Origin of the sequence: Burkholderia guangdongensis, from assembly GCF_013403875.1 — a bacterium.
GTDB lineage: Bacteria > Pseudomonadota > Gammaproteobacteria > Burkholderiales > Burkholderiaceae > Burkholderia > Burkholderia guangdongensis.
Genome location: NZ_JACBNX010000005.1, coordinates 84,491 through 102,208 on the forward strand (window position 1 = coordinate 84,491; position 17,718 = coordinate 102,208).

Annotated in this window: 26 protein-coding genes; 12 read left to right on the plus strand and 14 right to left on the minus strand. The window is 62.5% G+C overall.

The window, feature by feature from the left end:
* Nucleotides 1-6: 6 nt before the first annotated feature.
* Nucleotides 7-981, minus strand: a complete 975-nt coding sequence (gene miaA / locus HZI36_RS06985; protein ID WP_179401908.1) for a tRNA (adenosine(37)-N6)-dimethylallyltransferase MiaA — start codon at nt 979-981, stop codon at nt 7-9.
* Nucleotides 978-3,005 carry a DNA mismatch repair endonuclease MutL gene (mutL, locus tag HZI36_RS06990; protein ID WP_179401909.1) on the minus strand — a complete coding sequence of 676 codons (2,028 nt, stop codon included), beginning with the start codon at nt 3,003-3,005 and terminating at the stop codon, nt 978-980. The genes miaA and mutL overlap by 4 nt, the downstream gene beginning before the upstream one ends.
* Before the next feature lie 165 nt (nt 3,006-3,170).
* Here mutL and HZI36_RS06995 point away from each other — a divergent pair, with 165 nt between their 5' ends.
* A complete protein-coding gene (locus HZI36_RS06995) occupies nt 3,171-3,494 on the plus strand; it encodes a helix-turn-helix domain-containing protein (protein ID WP_179401910.1) in 324 nt (107 codons plus the stop codon).
* A gap of 72 nt (nt 3,495-3,566) precedes the next feature.
* Here HZI36_RS06995 and HZI36_RS07000 read toward each other — a convergent pair whose 3' ends face one another.
* The gene (locus HZI36_RS07000; protein ID WP_179401911.1) at nt 3,567-4,001 is read right to left on the minus strand and encodes a HEPN domain-containing protein; all 435 of its coding nucleotides are present in this window, start codon (nt 3,999-4,001) and stop codon (nt 3,567-3,569) included.
* A complete protein-coding gene (locus HZI36_RS07005; protein ID WP_179401912.1) occupies nt 3,998-4,339 on the minus strand; it encodes a nucleotidyltransferase domain-containing protein in 342 nt (113 codons plus the stop codon). Before HZI36_RS07005 ends, HZI36_RS07000 begins: the two co-directional genes overlap by 4 nt.
* A gap of 172 nt (nt 4,340-4,511) precedes the next feature.
* Between HZI36_RS07005 and HZI36_RS07010 the strand changes: the two genes are divergently transcribed.
* Nucleotides 4,512-5,192, plus strand: coding sequence for a VTT domain-containing protein (locus tag HZI36_RS07010; RefSeq protein ID WP_179401913.1), 681 nt, complete (start codon nt 4,512-4,514; stop codon nt 5,190-5,192).
* Nucleotides 5,193-5,266: 74 nt separating this feature from the next.
* On the opposite strand, the gene HZI36_RS07015 is transcribed toward HZI36_RS07010, so the two are convergent.
* The 4 genes from HZI36_RS07015 to HZI36_RS07030 form a co-directional block, all read right to left on the minus strand.
* Nucleotides 5,267-5,500, minus strand: a complete 234-nt coding sequence (locus HZI36_RS07015) for a type II toxin-antitoxin system Phd/YefM family antitoxin (RefSeq protein WP_179402002.1) — start codon at nt 5,498-5,500, stop codon at nt 5,267-5,269.
* Nucleotides 5,490-5,792, minus strand: a complete 303-nt coding sequence (locus tag HZI36_RS07020) for an addiction module antidote protein (RefSeq protein ID WP_179401914.1) — start codon at nt 5,790-5,792, stop codon at nt 5,490-5,492. Before HZI36_RS07020 ends, HZI36_RS07015 begins: the two co-directional genes overlap by 11 nt.
* Before the next feature lie 111 nt (nt 5,793-5,903).
* Nucleotides 5,904-6,188, minus strand: a complete 285-nt coding sequence (locus HZI36_RS07025) for a hypothetical protein (protein ID WP_179401915.1) — start codon at nt 6,186-6,188, stop codon at nt 5,904-5,906.
* 199 nt (nt 6,189-6,387) lie between these two features.
* Entirely contained in the window at nt 6,388-7,167 is a 780-nt protein-coding gene (locus HZI36_RS07030) for a mechanosensitive ion channel family protein (protein WP_179402003.1), read from the minus strand.
* Between the two features lie 523 nt (nt 7,168-7,690).
* On the opposite strand from HZI36_RS07030, the gene HZI36_RS07035 reads away from it, so the two are divergent.
* The 4 genes from HZI36_RS07035 (at nt 7,691) to HZI36_RS07050 (ending at nt 11,392) form a co-directional block, all read left to right on the plus strand.
* The gene (locus tag HZI36_RS07035) at nt 7,691-9,295 is read left to right on the plus strand and encodes an EAL domain-containing protein (RefSeq protein ID WP_179401916.1); all 1,605 of its coding nucleotides are present in this window, start codon (nt 7,691-7,693) and stop codon (nt 9,293-9,295) included.
* A gap of 727 nt (nt 9,296-10,022) precedes the next feature.
* Nucleotides 10,023-10,499, plus strand: a complete 477-nt coding sequence (locus HZI36_RS07040) for a hypothetical protein (RefSeq protein ID WP_179401917.1) — start codon at nt 10,023-10,025, stop codon at nt 10,497-10,499.
* Between the two features lie 412 nt (nt 10,500-10,911).
* Nucleotides 10,912-11,094, plus strand: coding sequence for a type II toxin-antitoxin system RelE/ParE family toxin (locus tag HZI36_RS07045; protein WP_343050034.1), 183 nt, complete (start codon nt 10,912-10,914; stop codon nt 11,092-11,094).
* Between the two features lie 10 nt (nt 11,095-11,104).
* On the plus strand, nt 11,105-11,392 hold the full coding sequence (locus HZI36_RS07050) for a HigA family addiction module antitoxin (RefSeq protein ID WP_179401918.1): 288 nt from the start codon (nt 11,105-11,107) through the stop codon (nt 11,390-11,392).
* Between the two features lie 173 nt (nt 11,393-11,565).
* Here HZI36_RS07050 and HZI36_RS07055 read toward each other — a convergent pair whose 3' ends face one another.
* Nucleotides 11,566-11,874 (minus strand): hypothetical protein, encoded by a 309-nt coding sequence (locus tag HZI36_RS07055; RefSeq protein ID WP_179401919.1) that lies wholly within the window; start codon nt 11,872-11,874, stop codon nt 11,566-11,568.
* Between the two features lie 445 nt (nt 11,875-12,319).
* Here HZI36_RS07055 and HZI36_RS07060 point away from each other — a divergent pair, with 445 nt between their 5' ends.
* The 3 genes from HZI36_RS07060 to HZI36_RS07070 all read left to right on the plus strand — a co-directional run bounded on the left by HZI36_RS07060 (nt 12,320) and on the right by HZI36_RS07070 (nt 13,335).
* Nucleotides 12,320-12,553, plus strand: coding sequence for a SymE family type I addiction module toxin (locus HZI36_RS07060; RefSeq protein ID WP_179401920.1), 234 nt, complete (start codon nt 12,320-12,322; stop codon nt 12,551-12,553).
* A gap of 188 nt (nt 12,554-12,741) precedes the next feature.
* On the plus strand, nt 12,742-12,945 hold the full coding sequence (locus HZI36_RS07065; RefSeq protein WP_246326988.1) for an AbrB/MazE/SpoVT family DNA-binding domain-containing protein: 204 nt from the start codon (nt 12,742-12,744) through the stop codon (nt 12,943-12,945).
* A gap of 84 nt (nt 12,946-13,029) precedes the next feature.
* A complete protein-coding gene (locus HZI36_RS07070; RefSeq protein WP_179401921.1) occupies nt 13,030-13,335 on the plus strand; it encodes an HVO_A0114 family putative DNA-binding protein in 306 nt (101 codons plus the stop codon).
* Nucleotides 13,336-13,389: 54 nt separating this feature from the next.
* Here HZI36_RS07070 and HZI36_RS07075 read toward each other — a convergent pair whose 3' ends face one another.
* Together HZI36_RS07075 and HZI36_RS07080 are read right to left on the minus strand one after the other, a co-directional pair.
* Entirely contained in the window at nt 13,390-13,662 is a 273-nt protein-coding gene (locus HZI36_RS07075) for a helix-turn-helix domain-containing protein (RefSeq protein ID WP_179402005.1), read from the minus strand.
* Between the two features lie 4 nt (nt 13,663-13,666).
* On the minus strand, nt 13,667-13,990 hold the full coding sequence (locus HZI36_RS07080; RefSeq protein ID WP_179401922.1) for a transcriptional regulator: 324 nt from the start codon (nt 13,988-13,990) through the stop codon (nt 13,667-13,669).
* A gap of 93 nt (nt 13,991-14,083) precedes the next feature.
* Here HZI36_RS07080 and HZI36_RS07085 point away from each other — a divergent pair, with 93 nt between their 5' ends.
* From HZI36_RS07085 to vapB, 3 genes are read left to right on the plus strand one after another with little or no spacing between them, the layout of a single operon-like run.
* Complete coding sequence (locus HZI36_RS07085) at nt 14,084-14,317, plus strand: antitoxin of toxin-antitoxin stability system (protein WP_179401923.1); 234 nt, start codon at nt 14,084-14,086, stop codon at nt 14,315-14,317.
* Nucleotides 14,301-14,480 carry a type II toxin-antitoxin system PemK/MazF family toxin gene (locus tag HZI36_RS07090; RefSeq protein WP_179401924.1) on the plus strand — a complete coding sequence of 60 codons (180 nt, stop codon included), beginning with the start codon at nt 14,301-14,303 and terminating at the stop codon, nt 14,478-14,480. The genes HZI36_RS07085 and HZI36_RS07090 overlap by 17 nt, the downstream gene beginning before the upstream one ends.
* Before the next feature lie 19 nt (nt 14,481-14,499).
* Nucleotides 14,500-14,736 (plus strand): type II toxin-antitoxin system VapB family antitoxin, encoded by a 237-nt coding sequence (gene vapB / locus HZI36_RS07095; protein WP_179402006.1) that lies wholly within the window; start codon nt 14,500-14,502, stop codon nt 14,734-14,736.
* Nucleotides 14,737-14,763: 27 nt separating this feature from the next.
* Here vapB and HZI36_RS07100 read toward each other — a convergent pair whose 3' ends face one another.
* Genes HZI36_RS07100 through HZI36_RS07110 form a run of 3 tightly spaced genes read right to left on the minus strand, consistent with a single transcriptional unit; the run spans nt 14,764 to nt 17,639 of the window.
* Nucleotides 14,764-15,882 (minus strand): DUF3396 domain-containing protein, encoded by a 1,119-nt coding sequence (locus tag HZI36_RS07100; protein ID WP_179401925.1) that lies wholly within the window; start codon nt 15,880-15,882, stop codon nt 14,764-14,766.
* 5 nt (nt 15,883-15,887) lie between these two features.
* Nucleotides 15,888-16,334: a nuclease gene (locus HZI36_RS07105; RefSeq protein WP_179401926.1), complete on the minus strand. Its 447-nt coding sequence runs from the start codon at nt 16,332-16,334 to the stop codon at nt 15,888-15,890.
* A gap of 15 nt (nt 16,335-16,349) precedes the next feature.
* The gene (locus HZI36_RS07110; protein WP_179401927.1) at nt 16,350-17,639 is read right to left on the minus strand and encodes a glycosyltransferase family 4 protein; all 1,290 of its coding nucleotides are present in this window, start codon (nt 17,637-17,639) and stop codon (nt 16,350-16,352) included.
* Nucleotides 17,640-17,718 lie beyond the last annotated feature (79 nt).

Below are 17,718 nucleotides of genomic sequence, written 5' to 3' on the forward strand. Positions count from 1 at the left end.
CGGGCATCAGCGCGGTGCGCGGCCGTCGATCGTGCGTTCGAGCGCGTCGAGCGCGTGCGCGGTCGCATCCTCGGCGACGCAATCCACGACGATCCGTTCCGGCATCGCACGCAGCCACGTGATCTGCCGCTTGCAGAGCTGGCGTGTCGCGAAGATTCCCTTGTCGCGCATCGTCCGGTAGTCGATCTCGCCGTCGAGGAATTCCCACGCTTGCCGGTAGCCGACGCAGCGCATCGACGGCAGTCCGAGATGCAGATCGTCGCGGCGGCGCAGCCGTTCGACCTCGTCGACGAAGCCCGCGTCGAGCATCGCGTCGAAGCGCGCGGCGATCCGCGCGTGCAGCACCGCGCGATCCGACGGCTCGAGCGCGACCGGCACGAAGCGGTAGCGCGCCGCCGCATCGTCCGCGCGCGGCGGGGCGGCGAGCAGCGCCGACATCGGCTGCCCGCTCAGCATGAACACTTCGAGCGCGCGCTGGATCCGCTGCGAATCGTTCGGCGCAAGGCGCGCGGCCGTTTCCGGATCGATTTGCGCGAGCCGCGCGTGCAGCGCCGGCCAGCCGTCGCGCGCGGCATCGGCGTCGAGCTCGGCGCGCACCGCCGGGTCGGCACCCGGCAGATCGTTCAGCCCCTGCGTCAACGCCTTGTAGTACAGCATCGTGCCGCCCGCGAGCAGCGGCGTATGCCCGCGCGCGACGATCTCGCCCACGAGCCGCAGCGCGTCCGCGCGGAATGCGGCGGCCGAATACGCGTCGGCCGGATCGAGGATGTCGATCAGGTGATGCGGCACGCGCGCGCGCTCGTCGCGCGTCGGCTTCGCGGTGCCGATGTCCATTCCACGGTAGACGAGCGCCGAATCGACGCTGACGATCTCGATCGGCCGCCGCTCCGCCAGCGCGAGCGCGGCCGCCGTCTTGCCCGACGCGGTCGGGCCGAGCAGGCAGGCGACCGTCGTCGGCCGGGTTTCGCTCGCCGCGCTCATTGTCCGCGCATGAACAGGCGGTCGAGATCGCCGAGCGTCAGCTGATACCAGGTCGGGCGGCCGTGATTGCACTGGTCCGCGCGCTCGGTCGCTTCCATCTGGCGCAGCAGCGCGTTCATCTCGTCGAGCGTCAGGCGCCGGTTCGCGCGCACCGCGTGGTGGCACGCGAGCGTGCCGAGCAGTTCGTGCTGGCGTTCGGTCAGCACGCGCGAGCCGCCGAACGCGTGCAGATCCGCGAGCACCGCGCGCGCGAGCGCCTGGAGATCCGCGTCCTTCAGCAGCGCGGGCACCGCGCGGATCGCGAGCGTCGTCGGCGACAGCACCGCGAGATCGAAGCCGAGCGCGTCGAGCGTGTCGCGCTCCTCGTCGACGGTGCCGATCTCGACCGGCGTCGCGTTCATCGACACCGGCAGCAGCAGCGCCTGCACCGCGATCGAGCGGTCCGCGAGCGCGGACTTGAACTGTTCGTACAGGATGCGCTCGTGCGCCGCGTGCATGTCGACGATCACGAGGCCGTGCGCGTTCTGCGCGAGCACGTAGATTCCGTGGATCTGGCCGAGCGCGAAGCCGAGCGGCTGATCGTCGTCGGCCGCGTGCATCGTGTGCGCCGCGTGTGACGGTTGTGCGGTGAACGGCGCGCGCGCGTGCATCGCGTCGCTCGCGAACGGCGGCGCGTGGTCCGCGTTCGGGGCTTCCGGCGTGCTCGACGTCGCGTTCGACGTCGTGCCGGCCGACGTGCCCGCGCCGACGTCCTTGCGGCCGAACAGCGCGTCGTAAAGCGCGAGCGGCTGCGCGACCGGCAGCGTGCCCTGTGTCATCCGCGCCTGACGCAGCCACGTGCTGCCGGGCGCTTGCGCGGCGGCGCCCGCGCGTTCGCCGCCGCTCGCGGCGCCGAGCGGCGTCTGCTGGAACGACGCGGGGCCCGGCATCGGCGCGATGCTCGCCGCGTGGCCGCCGGCCGTCGTTTCCGGAGACGCCCCCGCATGCCGTGCGAGCGCGCGCTGCACCGCGTGGAACACGTACTGGTGAATCGAGCGCGAATCGCGGAAGCGCACCTCGATCTTCGACGGATGCACGTTCACGTCGACCCCCTCGGGCGGCAGGTCGAGGAACAGCACGTACGATGGGTAGCGGTCGCCGTGCAGCACGTCCTCGTACGCGGCGCGCACCGCGTGCGTGAGCAGCTTGTCGCGCACGAAGCGGCCGTTCACGAAGAAATACTGCTGATCGGCGCGGCCACGGCTCGCGGTCGGCAGGCCGGCGCAGCCGTAGACGGCGAGCGGGCCGGCGCGTTCGTCGAGCGGCAGGTGCGCGGTCGCGAAGCCGTCGCCGAGGATTTTCGCGACGCGCTGCGCGGGTTCGGTCGCGTTCCAGTGCTCGACGGCCTTGCCGTTGTGCAGCACGGAGATCGCGACGTCGGGCCGCGCGAGCGCCGCGCGGCGGATCATCTCGAGACAGTGGCCGAACTCGGTCTGCTCGCTTTTCAGGAACTTGCGGCGCGCGGGCGTGTTGAAGTACAGCTCGCGCACCTCGATCGTCGTGCCGGTCGTGCCGGCGGCGGGCGACAGCACGCCCGTCTGCGCGTCGATCTTCGTCGCGTGCGGCGCGTCGGCGGTGCGGCTGGTGATGGCCATCTCGGCGACCGACGCGATCGACGCGAGCGCTTCGCCGCGGAACCCGAGCGTCGCGACCGCTTCGAGCTCCTCGAGCGAGCGGATCTTGCTCGTCGCGTGACGCATCAGCGCGAGCGGCAGCTCGTTCGGCGGAATCCCGCAGCCGTCGTCGGTGATCGAGATCCGTTTGACGCCGCCTTCGTCGAGCACGATGCGCAGCGTGCTCGCGCCGGCGTCGAGCGCGTTCTCGAGCAGCTCCTTGACGACCGACGCGGGGCGTTCGACGACCTCGCCGGCGGCGATCTGGCTGATCAGCTGGTCGGGCAGCGGCTGGATCGCGCGCGGCGGGGGCGGGGAGGGCGAGTGCGGGGAGGGCGCGGCGCCCTCGGCCGTTTCGGTGAATTCGGACATGGCGGAATTATAGCGACGCGGCGGCTGTGCGAAGGAAGTGCCCCGCGGCGGCATGGCTACGGGGTCGCCTGCGGAGACGGTATGGGTGGCTCCCTCCTCAGTTGACTATAATCGCTCTGATCAGAGCGCTAAATCATTATTGTCGCTCTCAGGAGAGTTCTTGAAATGGAAATCCCTCTTCCTCTGCCTGTCGAACGTGCGATCCGCAAGCTCGGCAGCGATATTTCGCTGGCTCGGCGGCGGCGGCATCTTTCCCAGGCGTCACTGGCTGAGCGTATGGGAGCATCCTTGTCTACCGTCCGGCGTATGGAGAAGGGGGACGTTCGGGTGCCCATCCACTTTTTTGCCCGTGCTCTGCACGTGTTCGGAGAGATTTCGGCGTTGGAGCAACTACTGGATACCTCGAACGACGACATTGGCCTCACGCTGATGGACGAGCAACTGCCCAAGCGCGTGCGCAGCAAGCCCCGCACCGCAGGGGCACTATGAGCACCGCGATCGCCGACACGGCGCCGGACGCCCGTGACTTCTACGAACTCGCTGCCTTGTCGTGTCGCGTATTCATGGACGTGGGTCGGGTGGCCGCGACTGTGGATCCGATATATGCATCAGATCGCGGACGGCGGCGATCAGTTCGGATGCTTTGCCGACTGACCATGTAGCGTCGGCTGCCTCGATTGGCTCGCCCGTGTAATCGGCAAGGCGCCGCAATCGCTCCACTTTATTGATGGCGCTGCCGAGTTCTGGCGCGATAGCCCCCGACTTGACGAGATTCAGGCCGAATGACGCGATCAGGCTCCGGTGTGTTTTCGAGGACGATTCCGGCGTGGTAATTCCGGCTGCGAGCAGCGCGGCATGTGCCGCGTCGAACATCGCGTAGTAGGCGCGGCTGCAGGCGCCTTCGTAGTCTTCGACGGCGAGCAGCGCCTGCGCACCTTGCAATGCCCGGGAGGACTTCTCGATGTACGTCTCGGCCGACAGCTTGCCCGACGTCATAGAGGGATGCCCTCGCGACGGATGCTCTCGATCAGCGCGGGGTTACTGAATTGCTCGGGGTGCTCGATTTCGTTTGCCCAAAGAGGTAGCGCTTCCACAAGGATGCCCGTCTCCAGCAGCACATCGAAGGCGACGCCGGCCATATCGAGGGCGACGTCGATGCGTCGGCGATGCTCATCGGGGAGGATCACGGCGATATCGGCATCGCTTTCTTCGGTGTACTCGTGCCGCGCGCGGCTTCCGAACAGGATGGCGCGTTGGACTGCGTAGCGGCCGCTGATTTGCTTCAGGAACAGATCGGCAGCATGCGCAGTGGCCGCATCGATGGGTTTGCCCACAGCGATCTCCCGCTTCGAGAACTCTCAACGAGTGGATTGTAGGTCAGATTCATTTCCGCTGGATGAGCCACGTTTTTCACAGTGCCTTAAGGTACTTTGGGTATCATGACGCCGTCCGCCCGCGCCCCGCCGGCGGCGGCCGTTCCCGCTTTCCGCGCACAAGGATTTTCATTTGGACACGCTGCTTCATTTCTTCAATCTCGTCCTGCACATCGACGCGTTTCTCGGCGACTTCATCCGGCAATACGGCGCCTGGGTCTATCTGGTGCTGTTTCTGATCGTGTTCTGCGAGACCGGGCTCGTCGTGTTTCCGTTCCTGCCGGGCGATTCGCTGCTGTTCATCGGCGGCGCGTTCGCGGCGTCGGGCGAGATGTCGCTCGGCGCGCTGATCGTGCTGCTGCTCGTCGCGGCGATCGGCGGCAATACGGTGAACTATCTGATCGGCCGCGCGATCGGCCCGAAGGTGTTCAACACGCATGTTCCAGTGCTCGAGCGCTTCCTCGACCGCAAGGCGCTGCAGAAGACCCACGACTTCTACGAACGGCACGGCGGCAAGACGATCGTGCTCGCGCGCTTCATCCCGGTCGTGCGGACGTTCGCGCCGTTCGTCGCGGGCGCGTCGTCGATGCGCGCGGCGCGCTTTCAACTGTTCAACTCGCTCGGCGCGCTGTTCTGGGTGCTGCTGCTCGTGCTGCTCGGGTATTTCTTCGGGAATATTCCGTTCATTCGGCACTATCTGAATGTGATCGTGCTGGTGGGGGCGGGTGCGGCGATCGTGCCGGTTGCGGGGGGCGCGCTGTGGAAGGTGTTGCGCGGTCGGTCGGGGGATGCGCAGAAAACGGGGGGGCGCTGAGTCGGAGGATGCTGAAGGATCGGTGATGGATTGGCGTCATCCGCCTTCCGCGCAGCGCTCAGCATGCCCTCCGATCACTGCGCCGCTTCCCACGCCACATCCACCGGCGCCGTGGGATCGATATAGCGAACGACCGAGCCGCGCAGCACATCGAGCGGATTGCGTTCATTGCTGCGATACGGCCGGACTTCCAACGCCGGCTTGCCGTGATCGGTCACGACCAGGCTTTCGCCGGACGCTTCAATCTGCCGGAAAAATTCAAGCGCCCTTGCCTTGAATTCAGATTTCGAAACCCGGTTAGCAGGCATGGGATGGCGTTGCATGCAGCTCGATGCCAAGCGCACGGATGACCTTCAGAATCGTTGCAAAGCTAGGATTGCCGTCTTCGGACAGGGCTTTGTACAAACCCTCGCGGGAAATGCCGGTATCGCGGGCGAGTTGCGCCATGCCGCGCGCTCGGGCAATGACACCGAGTGCGTGCGCGATGAAGGCAGGATCGTCACCGCCTTCCACGAGACTGGCCTCGAGATATTCGGCCATATCGGCTTCGGTTTTCAGGTGTTCGGCCGAATCCCACGGCCGGGTTCTGATCGTCGTCATCGCTTGCTCCGTAGAGAGGTTGGCACAGTATCTTGTGCGCAGCCTTTATGTCAGCGGCTTGCGTCGACTTGTCACGGCCGCACAGCAGAAAAGAGCGAGTCCGCACGGACGCTACACCCCTCGCTTCGGCGGCCTGCGAAACCGCGAATGCCATCCAATCAACCCGAACGACAGCACGAGAGAGATCGCAAAGCTGAGGAGCAGCAGAACGCCGACGAATATGTCCTCGTTTTGTTCGCCCCCTACGGAGCCGAGTGCGCGAAATAGCGGCGCTAGGACGTTCCATCCTTCCCTCCCGTTGCCGAACCACTTCGCCATCCACGGGAGTGACGTCAATGCGATCTGGACGGGCAGAGTCAGTAGTAGCGCGAGCAACATGCGACTGACCAGCTTCATCGAACCATCACCTTTCCGTAGGCCTTGAGCACCGTGCCCGGCACCTGAAACTTCGGCTGGGCTTTCAGGAATGCGCGTAGCTTATCGATCTTCGTCGTCGTACTCCGGATCGAGATCGGCCGCGTCTTACGTATATGGAAAAGACAGAAGCCCAGCGCTCGTGAGAGTGAGGGGCTTCCAGCATTCGAAAGCGACACCCTCACATATGCCGCTGCGCGACCGGCGTTTCCGGCGTCGGATACGCGGCGTCGCGGAACGTATCGAGAATCACGCGGTTCGTGTCGCAGGTCACCTGCCAGTAATTCGCCGGCGCCGTGAACGGCCGCACGAACAGCAGCGGGCCCTCCGGCGTGAACTGCAGCACGCCGATGTCCGGCGCCGGATTCGGCAGCACGTTCGGCACGTTCTGCACCGCCGCCTTCAGACGCTCGATCGCGTCGACCGCATCCACGCTGTTCGCGATCTTCGCGCTCAGGTCGACGCGGCGGTACGGCGTCGCGCTGTAGTTCGAGATGTTGTCGGAGAAGATCTTGTTGTTGCCGACGAGCGTCACGACGTTGTCGGCCGAGACGATCGTCGTGCCGAACAGCCCGAGTTCCTTCACGGTGCCGGTGACGCCGCCCGCGCTGATCGTGTCGCCGACCTTGAACGGCCGCAGCACCTGCATGAACACACCCGCCGCGAAGTGCGCGAGCAGCCCGCCCCACGCGGTGCCGACCGCGAGGCCGAGGCCGGCGAGCAGTGCCGCGAACGATGTCGTCTGCACGCCGAAGATCTGCAGAATCGCGAGGATCAGCAGGATCGTCAGCAGCACGCTGACGACGGACGTCAGATAGTTCGACAGCGTCGGGTCGACCTTGCCGCTGCGGCGCACGACCTTGCCGAGCAGCGACGTGCCGATCCGGATCGCCCAGCGGCCGACGAGCCAGAGGGCGATCGCCGCAAGCAGGTTCAGGCCGAAATCGAGGCCGCGAGTCATCACGAATTCCTGGGCGGTGGCGAGGTTCAAGGTGCGTTCTCCGTATCGGTTTGAAAGGCCGGCTCGTGGCCGGGATTCGTCGGAGCTTTATAACCGACGGGCGGGAGGGTGGCAACCGGGGCCGCCAAGTGGCGGCGGGGCGATGGGGCGATGGTCCGGGTGCGGTCAAACCTTCGCGAGGGGCCGTGGATCGAGTATGCGGGATTCAGTTCGAGTCCGCGATTCACCCTGATTAATGGCGCCAGGCACGGAAGCCATGAATTAATCCGCTAGATTTTTCATAAAATTGCTTCCTGATAATTCGTGTATGTCCCGACTCCGCCTTAAATCGAAAGTTATGCCGTTTTTCAATCGTCTTATTTAACGTGGATCTTTAACACTTGCTGTGATACGCGATATTGCGTAAATCTCTATACTCTGCCAACATCCGCCTTGCCACCAAAGCTGATTTAGAGATATTTGGCGACAGATTCCGGTTTGCATCGTCACCATGCGCAACACGCCAAACACAATAAGCCAACCGATGCAGACTACCCTTGCTCCGGAATTCCGCTTTCCACGTCGCGGGGCATGGCACCGACTTGGCTTTCTCGTTGCATTGAACGTCGGCCTGCTCGTTCTCCTGGCCGCAATCGCACTTTCTGACCATTACGCGGATGACGCGATTGCCAAGCGCGAGTATCTGATCGCCAACGGCGTCGTGTCGTCCGTGGATCGCATTCTGAACGATATTACGTCCCGAAATCAGGAGGCGTTCACTACGCTTCGCGGGCAACCTTGTGCGACGATTTTTCAGGCGCTGTCGGAATCGGCATCACACTTCCGTTACATTCGCGAGGTCGCCCTTGTAACGGGAGGACGTGTCTATTGCTCCTCGGCGTCGGGCCCGATCGACGTGCCAGTCGCCACGTATTTGCCAACCTCTCCACGGCCCGGAGCAACGAGAGCAACTCTTCTGCCCCAGACTCCGTTTCAACCCGGCATTCCCGTCCTCGTCGCGTACCGTGCGACCGCGCGCGATGCTGGTGTCCTGTATGTCATTGAAGGGGATTACATTGCAGATATCCTGGCCGGCGGCACCCGATATGGTGCGGCGACAGCCACTTTATCGATGAACGGAAAGGCACTCCTGAGCGATCAGCGAAAACTGATGCAGGATTCGTCATACAAACCCGAAAGAGCGACACGCATTGCGTCGAAAACCTGGCCATTCACCGTTTCGGTATCGCCTTCCGAGGAATACGTTTCACACGTGTGCTGGAAATACCGATTGATTTTCTTGACAATCGGGCTGCTCCTGAACTGCGTCGTCGCAGCCATTTATCTGCTGGTGTTTGCGCCACGCCGAATGTTGCTGAAGGCCGTTCGCGACGCGATTCGACGCAACGAGTTCCATCTCGAGTATCAGCCAATCGTAAGCATCGAGAGTCGCGCGTTAGTCGGTGTCGAGGCGCTACTGCGCTGGAACCATCCGAAGTGGGGGGCGATTAGTCCGGCGGCATTTATGCCTGATGTGGAGTCAAGCACCATGTTGGCGAAGGTAACCGCCTACGTTCTCCGGACGACGATTGCCGACATGAAGGCTCACCGTCCGCCCGCTCCGTTGCGTCTCGCGGTCAACGTTGGGCCGAAGGATATGGAGCGCCCCCAATTTACCTCTGAAGTCGTAGCAGTGATCAGCAGGTTGCCGCCTGGCGTGACCTTGGTTCTGGAATTGACGGAACGGTTTCTGCTCGAGAAGAGCTCGCGAACGATGAGCATCTTCCAGGCCCTCAGATCGCAGGGGGTCAAGTTTGCGATTGACGACTTCGGTACGCATCACAGCAATCTCGATTTGCTCGCGCGGTATCCATTCGACTACGTGAAAATTGATCGCCAGTTCGTGGCGGAGCTCGAAACAAGCGGAGCGAGACTGGTACAGGGCCTTGTTTCGGTCGCGGAACACTTCGACCTCGAAATTATCGCGGAAGGCGTCGAAACCGAGGAACAGCACAACGCGCTGCGGGAGATCGGTGTTGAATACGCGCAAGGATATCTCTATCAGCGACCGCTACGAGCAGAAGATCTCCGAAACAAGTGGTTTGCTCCCTCCGGAAAGAGCATGAGTGAGGCTGGCTGGAAGGCTTGAGATCGAGGCCGCGAGTCATCACGACAGCATTCTCTCGAAAAATACAAACTCCTGCCCAGCCCGTTCTTCCGCTCAGAGGCTCGTGTACGGGGCAAACCCTCGCGCGCGCGAAGGTCGGCGGCTCGCACGCCGAGGTCAAACCCTCGCGGACGAAAATCAGAGACTCGCACGCCGAGGTCAAATCATCATACGGATGGAGGTCGAAGGCTCGCGGGCCGAGGTCAACCCTCGCGCACGATTGTCAGCGAACCGTGCGTGGAGGTTCGAGGCCCGCGCGCCGAGATCAAACCCTCATGTACCCGGAGGTCGGAGGCCCGTGCGCGGCGTTAAACCGGCGCGATTGAAGGTCGGAGGCCCGTGCGCGGAAGTTGATCCCTCGGGATTGAGGGGCAGAGGCCCGTGCGCGGAAGTTGATCTCTCGCGATTGAGGGGCAGAGGCCCGAATGTAGCGCTCAAACTGCCATGCACGGAGCGCAGAGGCCCGAGTTCGGCGCTCCAGCCCGCGTGCACCGATCGCGGCGGTTCGAGTCCCGGGGGCAAATCTCCGCGCGCCGCCGTCTGAGTTGCATGCGCCGGCATCTGGACGTGGTGCACGTGGAAAGTCCCGCCGCTTTTTAGGACTTGTCTGAAAAATGGCGAGAACTTTGCAAAATGCTTACGCGATGGGGCAATCTCGTCCGGTCGTGCCAACCGGCATGACATGGCCAACCCGTCCAGAAGGAATGCAATGTCACAGAACCTGATCTCGTTTCAACTCAACCAGGCCGATCTGGCCGCGGTGGATGCCGCACTGGACACCCTGGAGAAAAAGCTCAGCGGCCTGATCGACCTGTCGCCCGAGCAGCGCGGCACGCTGGTGAAGATGGGCGGCAAATCCGAAGCGTTTTGCCGCACGACGGTGGAGGTGCTCGGCAACAACGCCGGGGTGTTGTCGGCTAACTTCAGCTTGCCGGAAGTCCGGCGCGATCTGGCTGCCTTCGATATCCTGCGCCCCCGCCTTGTCCGCGTGGAAAAGCTCTATGAAAAGATGCGCGATTCGCAACTGGCGCTGGGCAGTGACGTGATGACCGCCGCGCTGGAAGGCTATGCGTTCCTGAAGATCGCGGGGCGCGGAGAAGGGCTGGATATGGCAAGGAAGGCGTTGTCGGTGAGGTTCAGTCGCCGCAGCCATAAAGAGACGCAGGAGCACGAGCCGGCGGAGTAACGGGACGCGTGAATTAAGCCGCTTCGGCGGCTGATGTTGTTCGCCAGGGTGGCGAGACTTGGTCTTGCCACCCTCTGGTTCAATCGGCGCGGAATGTATCGCGCTGCCTGATTTGCTCCCGGGTCATGGGCCTGTCGGCAATCATGTAGTCCTGATCAACGGTAATGGTGATGCGTCTGCGTACGTAATCGACGCTGAACAACACGTGTTGCCCAGGCTTGAAGCCCGCGTGTTCGAGGAGATTTTCGGTCACGGTCATCCAGGGGAAGGCGAGGCGTCTGCGCCGTTCGTGTGGGCTGACAGTGGCGCGGGCCCGCTCGAGTGCGACGGAAAACGTCGTTTGCGGCTCGCATTCTTTCGTACGGGTAGCAAGGCTGGAATCCAGCCGCACCACGCCGCCAAGTTGCGCATCATGCTGGGCGCATTGGATCAAGCGACAGGGCCAGACGACATGAACGCGCCGAACTGGAAGCTGCACCCGCTGCACGACGACCTGAAAGGCCATTGGTCGGTTTGGGTCAACGGTAATTGGCGTCTGACTTTTACATTCAACGGTGCAGACGCCGAGCTTGTCGATTGCCAGGACTACCGCTGAGGAAATGGATATGAGCAGGATGCACAACCCGCCGCACCCCGGCGCAGTGCTGCGGGAATGGATCCCCGAAGACGTGACGATCACGCAAGCCGCCGAAGCGTTGCAGATCAATCGCGTCACGCTGTCGAACCTGCTGAACGGCAGCGGGAACGTGACCGCGAACATTGCACTACGGCTGGCCGCATGGCTCGGCACGTCGCCCGATTTGTGGATCGGTATGCAGTCGCAATGGGACTTGTGGCAGGCAGAGCAGCAGCCGCGGCCGACCATCCAACCACTCGTGAGACACGCGGCCTGATTTTCCTCCGATACACCATTGGTCAAGCCGACCGCCTCCGTTGTGAGGCGGTTTTCTTTTCCGGGTCTCATTGAGTCGCCCACGTCTGCGCAGCGTCGGGCAGTATCAGGAGCCGCTTCGGCGGCTGATGTTGTTCGCCAGGGTGGCGAGACATGGTCTCGCCACCCTCTGGTTCAGTCGGCGCGGAATGTATCGCGCTGCCTGATTTCCTCCCGGGTCATGGGCCTGTCGGCAATCATGTAGTCCTGATCAACGGTAATGGTGATGCGTCTGCGTACGTAATCGACGCTGAACAACACGTGTTGCCCAGGCTTGAAGCCCGCGTGTTCAAGGAGATTTTCGGTCACGGTCATCCACGGGAAGGCGAGGCGTCTGCGCTGTTCGTGTGGGCTGACGGTGGCGCGGGCCCGCTCGAGTTCGACGGAAAAAGTCGTTTGCGGCTCGGCGCGAGCGCGACGTGGTTTAAGATTGGCATCAGCCATGGTCAGTTCCTCAGTTGAACTGGTGGTGGTCAGCGGGCGGTGAGTGTTGGCGCACTCATCGCCCGCGCTTCGTTTACGTCACTTCAATTTGGATGACCATCGTTCGGTCTCGTACTTGAACTGGCGTTGGTGAATTCTAAGGTTCTGGAGTGAGGATCGATGGATTGTTGGCAGGCGTTAGCCAAAAGGCCAGTTTATGGCCCGTATCCCGGAGTCGGAGCTTGAGCGCATCGGGGGAGGCCGCAACGTTAGCCACTCGGACTTGGCCATCTGGCGTATTGCGGCAACGCGCGCAACGGGCGATTGTTATGCAATGGAAGGCGAGGGCACGTCGTCCGCCCATCGAACATAGGAGGGAATGCAGGACGTAAACGAAGCGCGGGCCGTAGGTGCTACCAACACCTGCGGCCCGCTGACCACAACCAACTCTACAAGGGAGTTGATCATGGCTGACGCCAATCATAAAACACAACCTTTCGTCACGGAAAGGTTTGTAACCATTCAGGAGTCGCAGCGGTATCGGCGCAAGTGGCGGACGGCCACCGGAAAATACATCGAACCAACGTTTTATCCGTGGATAAAGCTTGCCGGACGGTGGATCGAGCATGCGGGGTTCAGTCCGGGGCAGCGGGTCAGGATCGCGGTCGAGGAAGGGAGGCTGACGATCACCGCGAGCTGATATGGCTCCCCATGTTTGAAATCGGGCCCGCGGTCACACGCTCGTGGCTGGCGGGTTCTGTTCGTCGCGGTCGACGGTGCCGCGCTGTTAGACGTTCTTGCCGGAGTGATGAGATATGGCAGTGCAGACAATCAAGCGGTGGGGGCAACAGCCTCGCCATGTGCATACCGGCCGGTATCGCGGAGGAATTGCATCTGAGCGAAGACCAAGAGATCGAAATTGTCATCACGGATGGTGGCTTCACAGCCATGCCCGCGATCAAGGGCTTCAGCTGGGATGAATATCGCAAGCAATTGACGTCGATGAAGGTAGGCGACTTCCATCCGATGCTCGACAAGGGCGCCGCCGTTGGTACTGACCTCCGAGATCCATCAACCGAAGATGAATGGTAAGGGGACGCCCGTCGATTTTGTCGACTTTAAAGAAGATATCGAGGACCAGTTCACCCAGGACTGGACCGCAGTGCGGAGCTATTGATGAGCAAGATCCAAGTTGAAATCGGTACTGAAGCGGACTTTTTTGCTCGCGGCAAGCGCCTTGCCCAGCAGCTTGACCGACGCGAGGTGCCTGCTAAAACCCACATCGTCATGTTTGAAGACCCGGCCGACCTCGCACTGCTGCTGACTCAGGCTCGTATCGGGGTGTTTCGCGCGATCAAGGAAGGGGCCGCGTCCGTTGCGGTTATCGCGGCCCGGCTGTCGCGCGACCGCAGCGTGGTCAATCGCGATGTTGACGCGCTCTGTCGTGCCGGGCTCGTGACGGCTGCATGGCTACCGGTCTGACCGTTGCGCGCGTGAAAGCTGCACGGTTTTCCTGGGATACCAAGCGTGCGCACCTCAAATCGCCTGAATATCCCGTAGCGCCTCGGGATGTTGCACGGCCACGCGCAGCAACGTTCGCGCGGCACCGGTCGGCTCGCGTCGCCCCTGCTCCCATTGCTGAAGCGTGCGAACCGAGACGCCAATCAGGTTCGCAAACGCGCTCTGCGAAAGACCTGATTTGATGCGCGCGACCGACGCGACAGTCGGCTCGACGTGGGTGATGCGGCCGACGATGCCGGCCTTCATCTCGCGGACCGATTGCAGTAGATCCGCTTGGAACTGTTCCATTTCCTTATCTACCTTTTTCACGGTCGATTTCCTCACGAAGTTGGTTGAAGAAGCTCGTCGGCAGATCGTCGAACTTCGCTTTCGTGTACGCAATCAGCAGCCAGACTTTACCGTCGTCAAGCACGTTATAGTAGATCACCCGTGCTCCGCCACGCTTACCCATTCCGGGCCGCGACCATCGCACTTTGCGCACGCCGCTCGTGCCTTTGATGACGTCGCCTGCGAGAGGATTGTTGGCGATCCAATTGATGAATTCCTCGCGCTCGTCGTCACACCAAATAGCGTCGGCGTGGCGCCGAAAGATCGGGGTTTCGATGACTGTGTACATGCGGCCGAATATACGCCAATGGCGTATATTCGGCAAGCGGCCGCCCCTTCGGGGGCAGGGAACCTCATGCAGCACCATCCATGGAGGGAAGCAGTGCATACCACCACGCTCTCATTTCGAGCCGGCGACGACTTTGTCGAAGAAACGCGCAAATCGGCCACCTTGGCTGGTCTCAAGAGCTCCGACTACATCCGCGAAGCTGTTCGGGAAAAAAACGAGCGCATGATGGCCGAGCGCATCGCCATGCTGTCACGGCAGCTCAGCGCAAAGCATCTCGCATTCAACGAATCAGTAGAGGACACGCTCGCCGATGGCCTTGAAAGTTAAACGTGGCCAGGTATGGGCCGTCGATGAGGCCACCGACCTGCTCGTTGACCAGATTCGGGCCATTTCCAACAAACGGCTGATGGGCGACAAGCCAATCACCACGCTCAGCACCAACCACATGCGTCGCATCGAGGACGCGCTGCGGATTCTGGTGCAGTTGTAACTCCCCGAGGGAGATGAAATTGCATACCACCCGAGTCTTCAAAAATGGACACTCCCAGGCCGTGCGCATTCCCGCCGACCTGGCCTACGACCGCATGGACGTTGAGCTGGAAATCGAGCGCATCGGCGACGAACTGCGTATTCGGCCCGCCCGCCGGTCGCTTGCCGGCGTGCTGAAGAAATTCGCGAGATTCGGGGCGGATTTCATGGCCGAAGGTCGCGGCGATCAGGAGCAGGCCGAGCGCGAGGCCCCGTAATGGCGCGCTTCATACTCGACACGGGCATTACCCCCCCGGCGGGAATTTCGGTGTCTTGTGCAGTTCAACCCAGTACTCGTTGAGTTCATCGGCGGGCACGTTGAAGCGCTGCAACCATGCCTCGCTTGCCACGCTGGTATTGAGCAGCGGCGCGGTGCTGCTCGCGGTGCCGCTCTGTAGGCTGTTGATCTTGTCGGCGACGATCGCGTGCAACGCATGGTTCAGCAGCACATACGCGGAGGGAGGCGCGGGCGGGACTCCCTTTCCCAAGGCCACGCCAGCGACCGGATCTATGCCTGCCTGAATGATCAGGCCGCCATCGTCGAGCGTTGTCTTTCGGTACCAGTCCGGTGGGAGCATCAGGCTATCAGCGCCGCCCGCCCGCTGAACGAGGTCAGCATTCAGCGCGACCAGCCAGTCGACGGTTTTGATCTTCTCCACCAGGTCACGGAGTCCGGTCCGCATCGGATCGCCGACGTCGATTCCGGGGCCGTAAAGGCGTCCCCAGAAATATTCGCTCGCTTCGTTCGGCCGACGGCCCATCGGCGGGACGTTCACTCCGTAGCCCGCATGCCCGTGGACGGTCGGCACGGCTGCAGCAAACTCGGCGAACAGCTTCTCGAACGTGCCCGGGCTGATCTGCAGGAACCGACGCGGTACCGTGAACACCATCACGTCGAGGCCCCGGGTACCCATCGCTGCTTGCCAGTCCTCGAGGCAGAAGACAGAGAATTCGTAGAAACCCGCCGCGAGCTTGTGGTCGGCGCTCGTCGTCGAGGAAACGAGGATCGATTCGCTTGGCAGATCCTTCGCCAAGTGCGGGAATCCAGGCGTCTTGTCGAAGGCGACAGGCTTTGCGCCCTCTTCGTAGAACCAGCGCATCGGGCCGGCCGTCGGTACTTCGATTCCACCTTCCTTTGCGGAAGCTTTCTCGTACTCGGTGATTGCCGCGAGGTAGCTGTCGTAGCACTGGACGAGCGTTCGCCGTACCTCGCGGGTGTATCCGCCCTTGAAGTACAGTACACCGCGCACGACGAGCGCAGCGCCCACGATTCCCTTCTGGTAGGGCTCTTCGTACAGGCCGAATGGCAGGGTATCTTGTCGCCGCGGATCTTTGGCCCACGCAATCAGTTCGTCTTTCGTCATGGCCTTCAGAGGATCGGAATGGGCGATGGGACTGGGGCTGGCGGCAAACCGAGGGGCGTGCGGTTCAACCCCCTCGGAGTGTCGCCGAAAAGCTCTTCAGTTTCGGAATGCGTCTTTGCCGATCGAGCAGGCTGCTTCTCACGCTTCTCGTCCCCACATCCACAGTCGGCGCGGCCGAGCGGGGCGTATTTGTCGTCGTCGCCGGCAATCCGACGATAGGCGTCGTCCTGACCGGGGCCGAAATCGTCGTCGAACTTCATTTCGACGACCGCTCGAATGTTCGATTGTACTGGCGGCTGCGAGGGGTCGTTCACGACCACTACGTCAGGTCGGCGCGTTTGTATTTTTCCGGCCCGCTTCCCCTCCAGGTAGTCGGCCATCCTGCCCGGCCAACTGTTGCGGATATAGTCCAACAGGTTGTCGTGCGGCACCAGCGGATCGGCGTCGGACATGATCGGCGACGGCGGTTACCCATGCGACATCTGCGCAAGCCGTTCGATGCGTCGATTCCGGTTTGCCAACGCAGCGTGGAGCAACGTCAGCAATCGTTGAACCTTGACGTCCAGCGCATGGCTGCGTGCTGCCGTCGACGCCGTCGTGCATGCGTGCGCGTAAGCGTCGGCGTCTTCCCAAAGGCGCTTGAGATGGCTCCACCACGCATCGACGGTCCGTTCGTCCGGTACTTGCCAGTGATCCTTGATGCAGGCTTCGGGAATGTCGAGCACGACGCCGCCGCCCGCCAGCGTCTCGGGAATGCCGCCCCGATTGGCGGCGATCACCGGTATGCCGTTGCTCGTCGCCTCGATCAGCACGCGGCCCGCGGCCTCGAACCAGAACGACGGCATCAGGAGTATCCGTGTCTGTGCATAAATCGGCTTGAGGCTGGTCTGGCGCGGCACGCGTTCGACCTTGTCCAGCAATTGTTCCGGCAACCCAAGCTTCCTGATCGCGGGAAGGAGCTCCGCGCGGCTTTCCACGACGAGAAAGCGCATGTCCGGGCATTCCCGCGCAGCCCGTTGAAGCAGCGCCAGGAACAGCGTGACACCTTTTTCCGGCTGTGGATTGACGAACGTGACGTACCGTCGGTCCGCCAGCGGAGATTCCTGCGGCCGGCTGTCGACGAACAGGCCGACGTTGTGCGCCGTCAGTTGCAGTCGGCTCCTGTATAGCGCCGCCGTGCTGGCCGAGTTGGTGATGACCAAGTCGACCGGCTCGAATGTTTGAAGCCGTGCGTAATTGCCATTGGCGAGATAGAACACGACCGCCGCGCCGTGGCGCTGTGCCTGGCGCATCAATTCCATGTCGAGCACGAATCCTCCGAACGCGATGATCACGTCCGGTTTCGTCTGCCGAAGCCAGGACTCCGCGAGATCCCGAAAATTCAACTCCTCGATCGCGGTCGCGGTCATTCGATGCTGGGATTGCACATGCATCATGTGCACCGCGACACCTTGCACTGAACCTCGCCAGACGAGCGGGCCGCCTTGGCGCAAGGCGCCGGGCGTCAGGCCTTGTCCCTCGAGAAAGGCGGGCAGCTGCTGCCCGTGAGGTGAATCGAAGCAGGTTCCCGACAGCGCGTGGCACTGGACGCCGCGCTCGGCTAGTGCGCGCAGCATGGTCAGGATCGACTGGGACGCTCCGCTCGCCGGGTCGATCAGCGCAGTCATCGACAAAAAGCCGACGCGCATCGGGCGGCGTGTTGCGTTGGCGGACTGTGCGGGCGGGGTCGGTTCGGGGGAAATCGGCTGGTTTTGCATGATCAGAAAACAGAGTTTGCGGTCGTCCTACCCATATCCTGATAAAAAAAGGCCAACCTTGCGGTTGGCCTTTGGGGGC

What these genes read in the sequence shown, in the direction of transcription:
- HZI36_RS07080 (WP_179401922.1), bottom strand. Translation starts at nt 13,990, where the DNA reads ATGTACACAGTCATCGAAACCCCGATCTTTCGGCGCCACGCCGACGCT.
- HZI36_RS07090 (WP_179401924.1), top strand. Translation starts at nt 14,301, where the DNA reads ATGGCCTTGAAAGTTAAACGTGGCCAGGTATGGGCCGTCGATGAGGCC.
- HZI36_RS07110 (WP_179401927.1), bottom strand. Translation starts at nt 17,639, where the DNA reads ATGCAAAACCAGCCGATTTCCCCCGAACCGACCCCGCCCGCACAGTCC.
- HZI36_RS07045 (WP_343050034.1), top strand. Translation starts at nt 10,912, where the DNA reads ATGCTGGGCGCATTGGATCAAGCGACAGGGCCAGACGACATGAACGCG.
- HZI36_RS07105 (WP_179401926.1), bottom strand. Translation starts at nt 16,334, where the DNA reads ATGTCCGACGCCGATCCGCTGGTGCCGCACGACAACCTGTTGGACTAT.
- HZI36_RS07055 (WP_179401919.1), bottom strand. Translation starts at nt 11,874, where the DNA reads ATGGCTGATGCCAATCTTAAACCACGTCGCGCTCGCGCCGAGCCGCAA.
- HZI36_RS07025 (WP_179401915.1), bottom strand. Translation starts at nt 6,188, where the DNA reads ATGAAGCTGGTCAGTCGCATGTTGCTCGCGCTACTACTGACTCTGCCC.
- mutL (WP_179401909.1), bottom strand. Translation starts at nt 3,005, where the DNA reads ATGTCCGAATTCACCGAAACGGCCGAGGGCGCCGCGCCCTCCCCGCAC.
- HZI36_RS07075 (WP_179402005.1), bottom strand. Translation starts at nt 13,662, where the DNA reads ATGGAACAGTTCCAAGCGGATCTACTGCAATCGGTCCGCGAGATGAAG.
- HZI36_RS07000 (WP_179401911.1), bottom strand. Translation starts at nt 4,001, where the DNA reads ATGACGTCGGGCAAGCTGTCGGCCGAGACGTACATCGAGAAGTCCTCC.
- HZI36_RS07015 (WP_179402002.1), bottom strand. Translation starts at nt 5,500, where the DNA reads ATGCCTGCTAACCGGGTTTCGAAATCTGAATTCAAGGCAAGGGCGCTT.
- HZI36_RS07070 (WP_179401921.1), top strand. Translation starts at nt 13,030, where the DNA reads ATGAGCAAGATCCAAGTTGAAATCGGTACTGAAGCGGACTTTTTTGCT.
- HZI36_RS07020 (WP_179401914.1), bottom strand. Translation starts at nt 5,792, where the DNA reads ATGACGACGATCAGAACCCGGCCGTGGGATTCGGCCGAACACCTGAAA.
- HZI36_RS07040 (WP_179401917.1), top strand. Translation starts at nt 10,023, where the DNA reads ATGTCACAGAACCTGATCTCGTTTCAACTCAACCAGGCCGATCTGGCC.
- HZI36_RS07060 (WP_179401920.1), top strand. Translation starts at nt 12,320, where the DNA reads ATGGCTGACGCCAATCATAAAACACAACCTTTCGTCACGGAAAGGTTT.
- miaA (WP_179401908.1), bottom strand. Translation starts at nt 981, where the DNA reads ATGAGCGCGGCGAGCGAAACCCGGCCGACGACGGTCGCCTGCCTGCTC.
- HZI36_RS07035 (WP_179401916.1), top strand. Translation starts at nt 7,691, where the DNA reads ATGCAGACTACCCTTGCTCCGGAATTCCGCTTTCCACGTCGCGGGGCA.
- HZI36_RS07030 (WP_179402003.1), bottom strand. Translation starts at nt 7,167, where the DNA reads ATGACTCGCGGCCTCGATTTCGGCCTGAACCTGCTTGCGGCGATCGCC.
- HZI36_RS07050 (WP_179401918.1), top strand. Translation starts at nt 11,105, where the DNA reads ATGAGCAGGATGCACAACCCGCCGCACCCCGGCGCAGTGCTGCGGGAA.
- HZI36_RS07100 (WP_179401925.1), bottom strand. Translation starts at nt 15,882, where the DNA reads ATGACGAAAGACGAACTGATTGCGTGGGCCAAAGATCCGCGGCGACAA.
- HZI36_RS06995 (WP_179401910.1), top strand. Translation starts at nt 3,171, where the DNA reads ATGGAAATCCCTCTTCCTCTGCCTGTCGAACGTGCGATCCGCAAGCTC.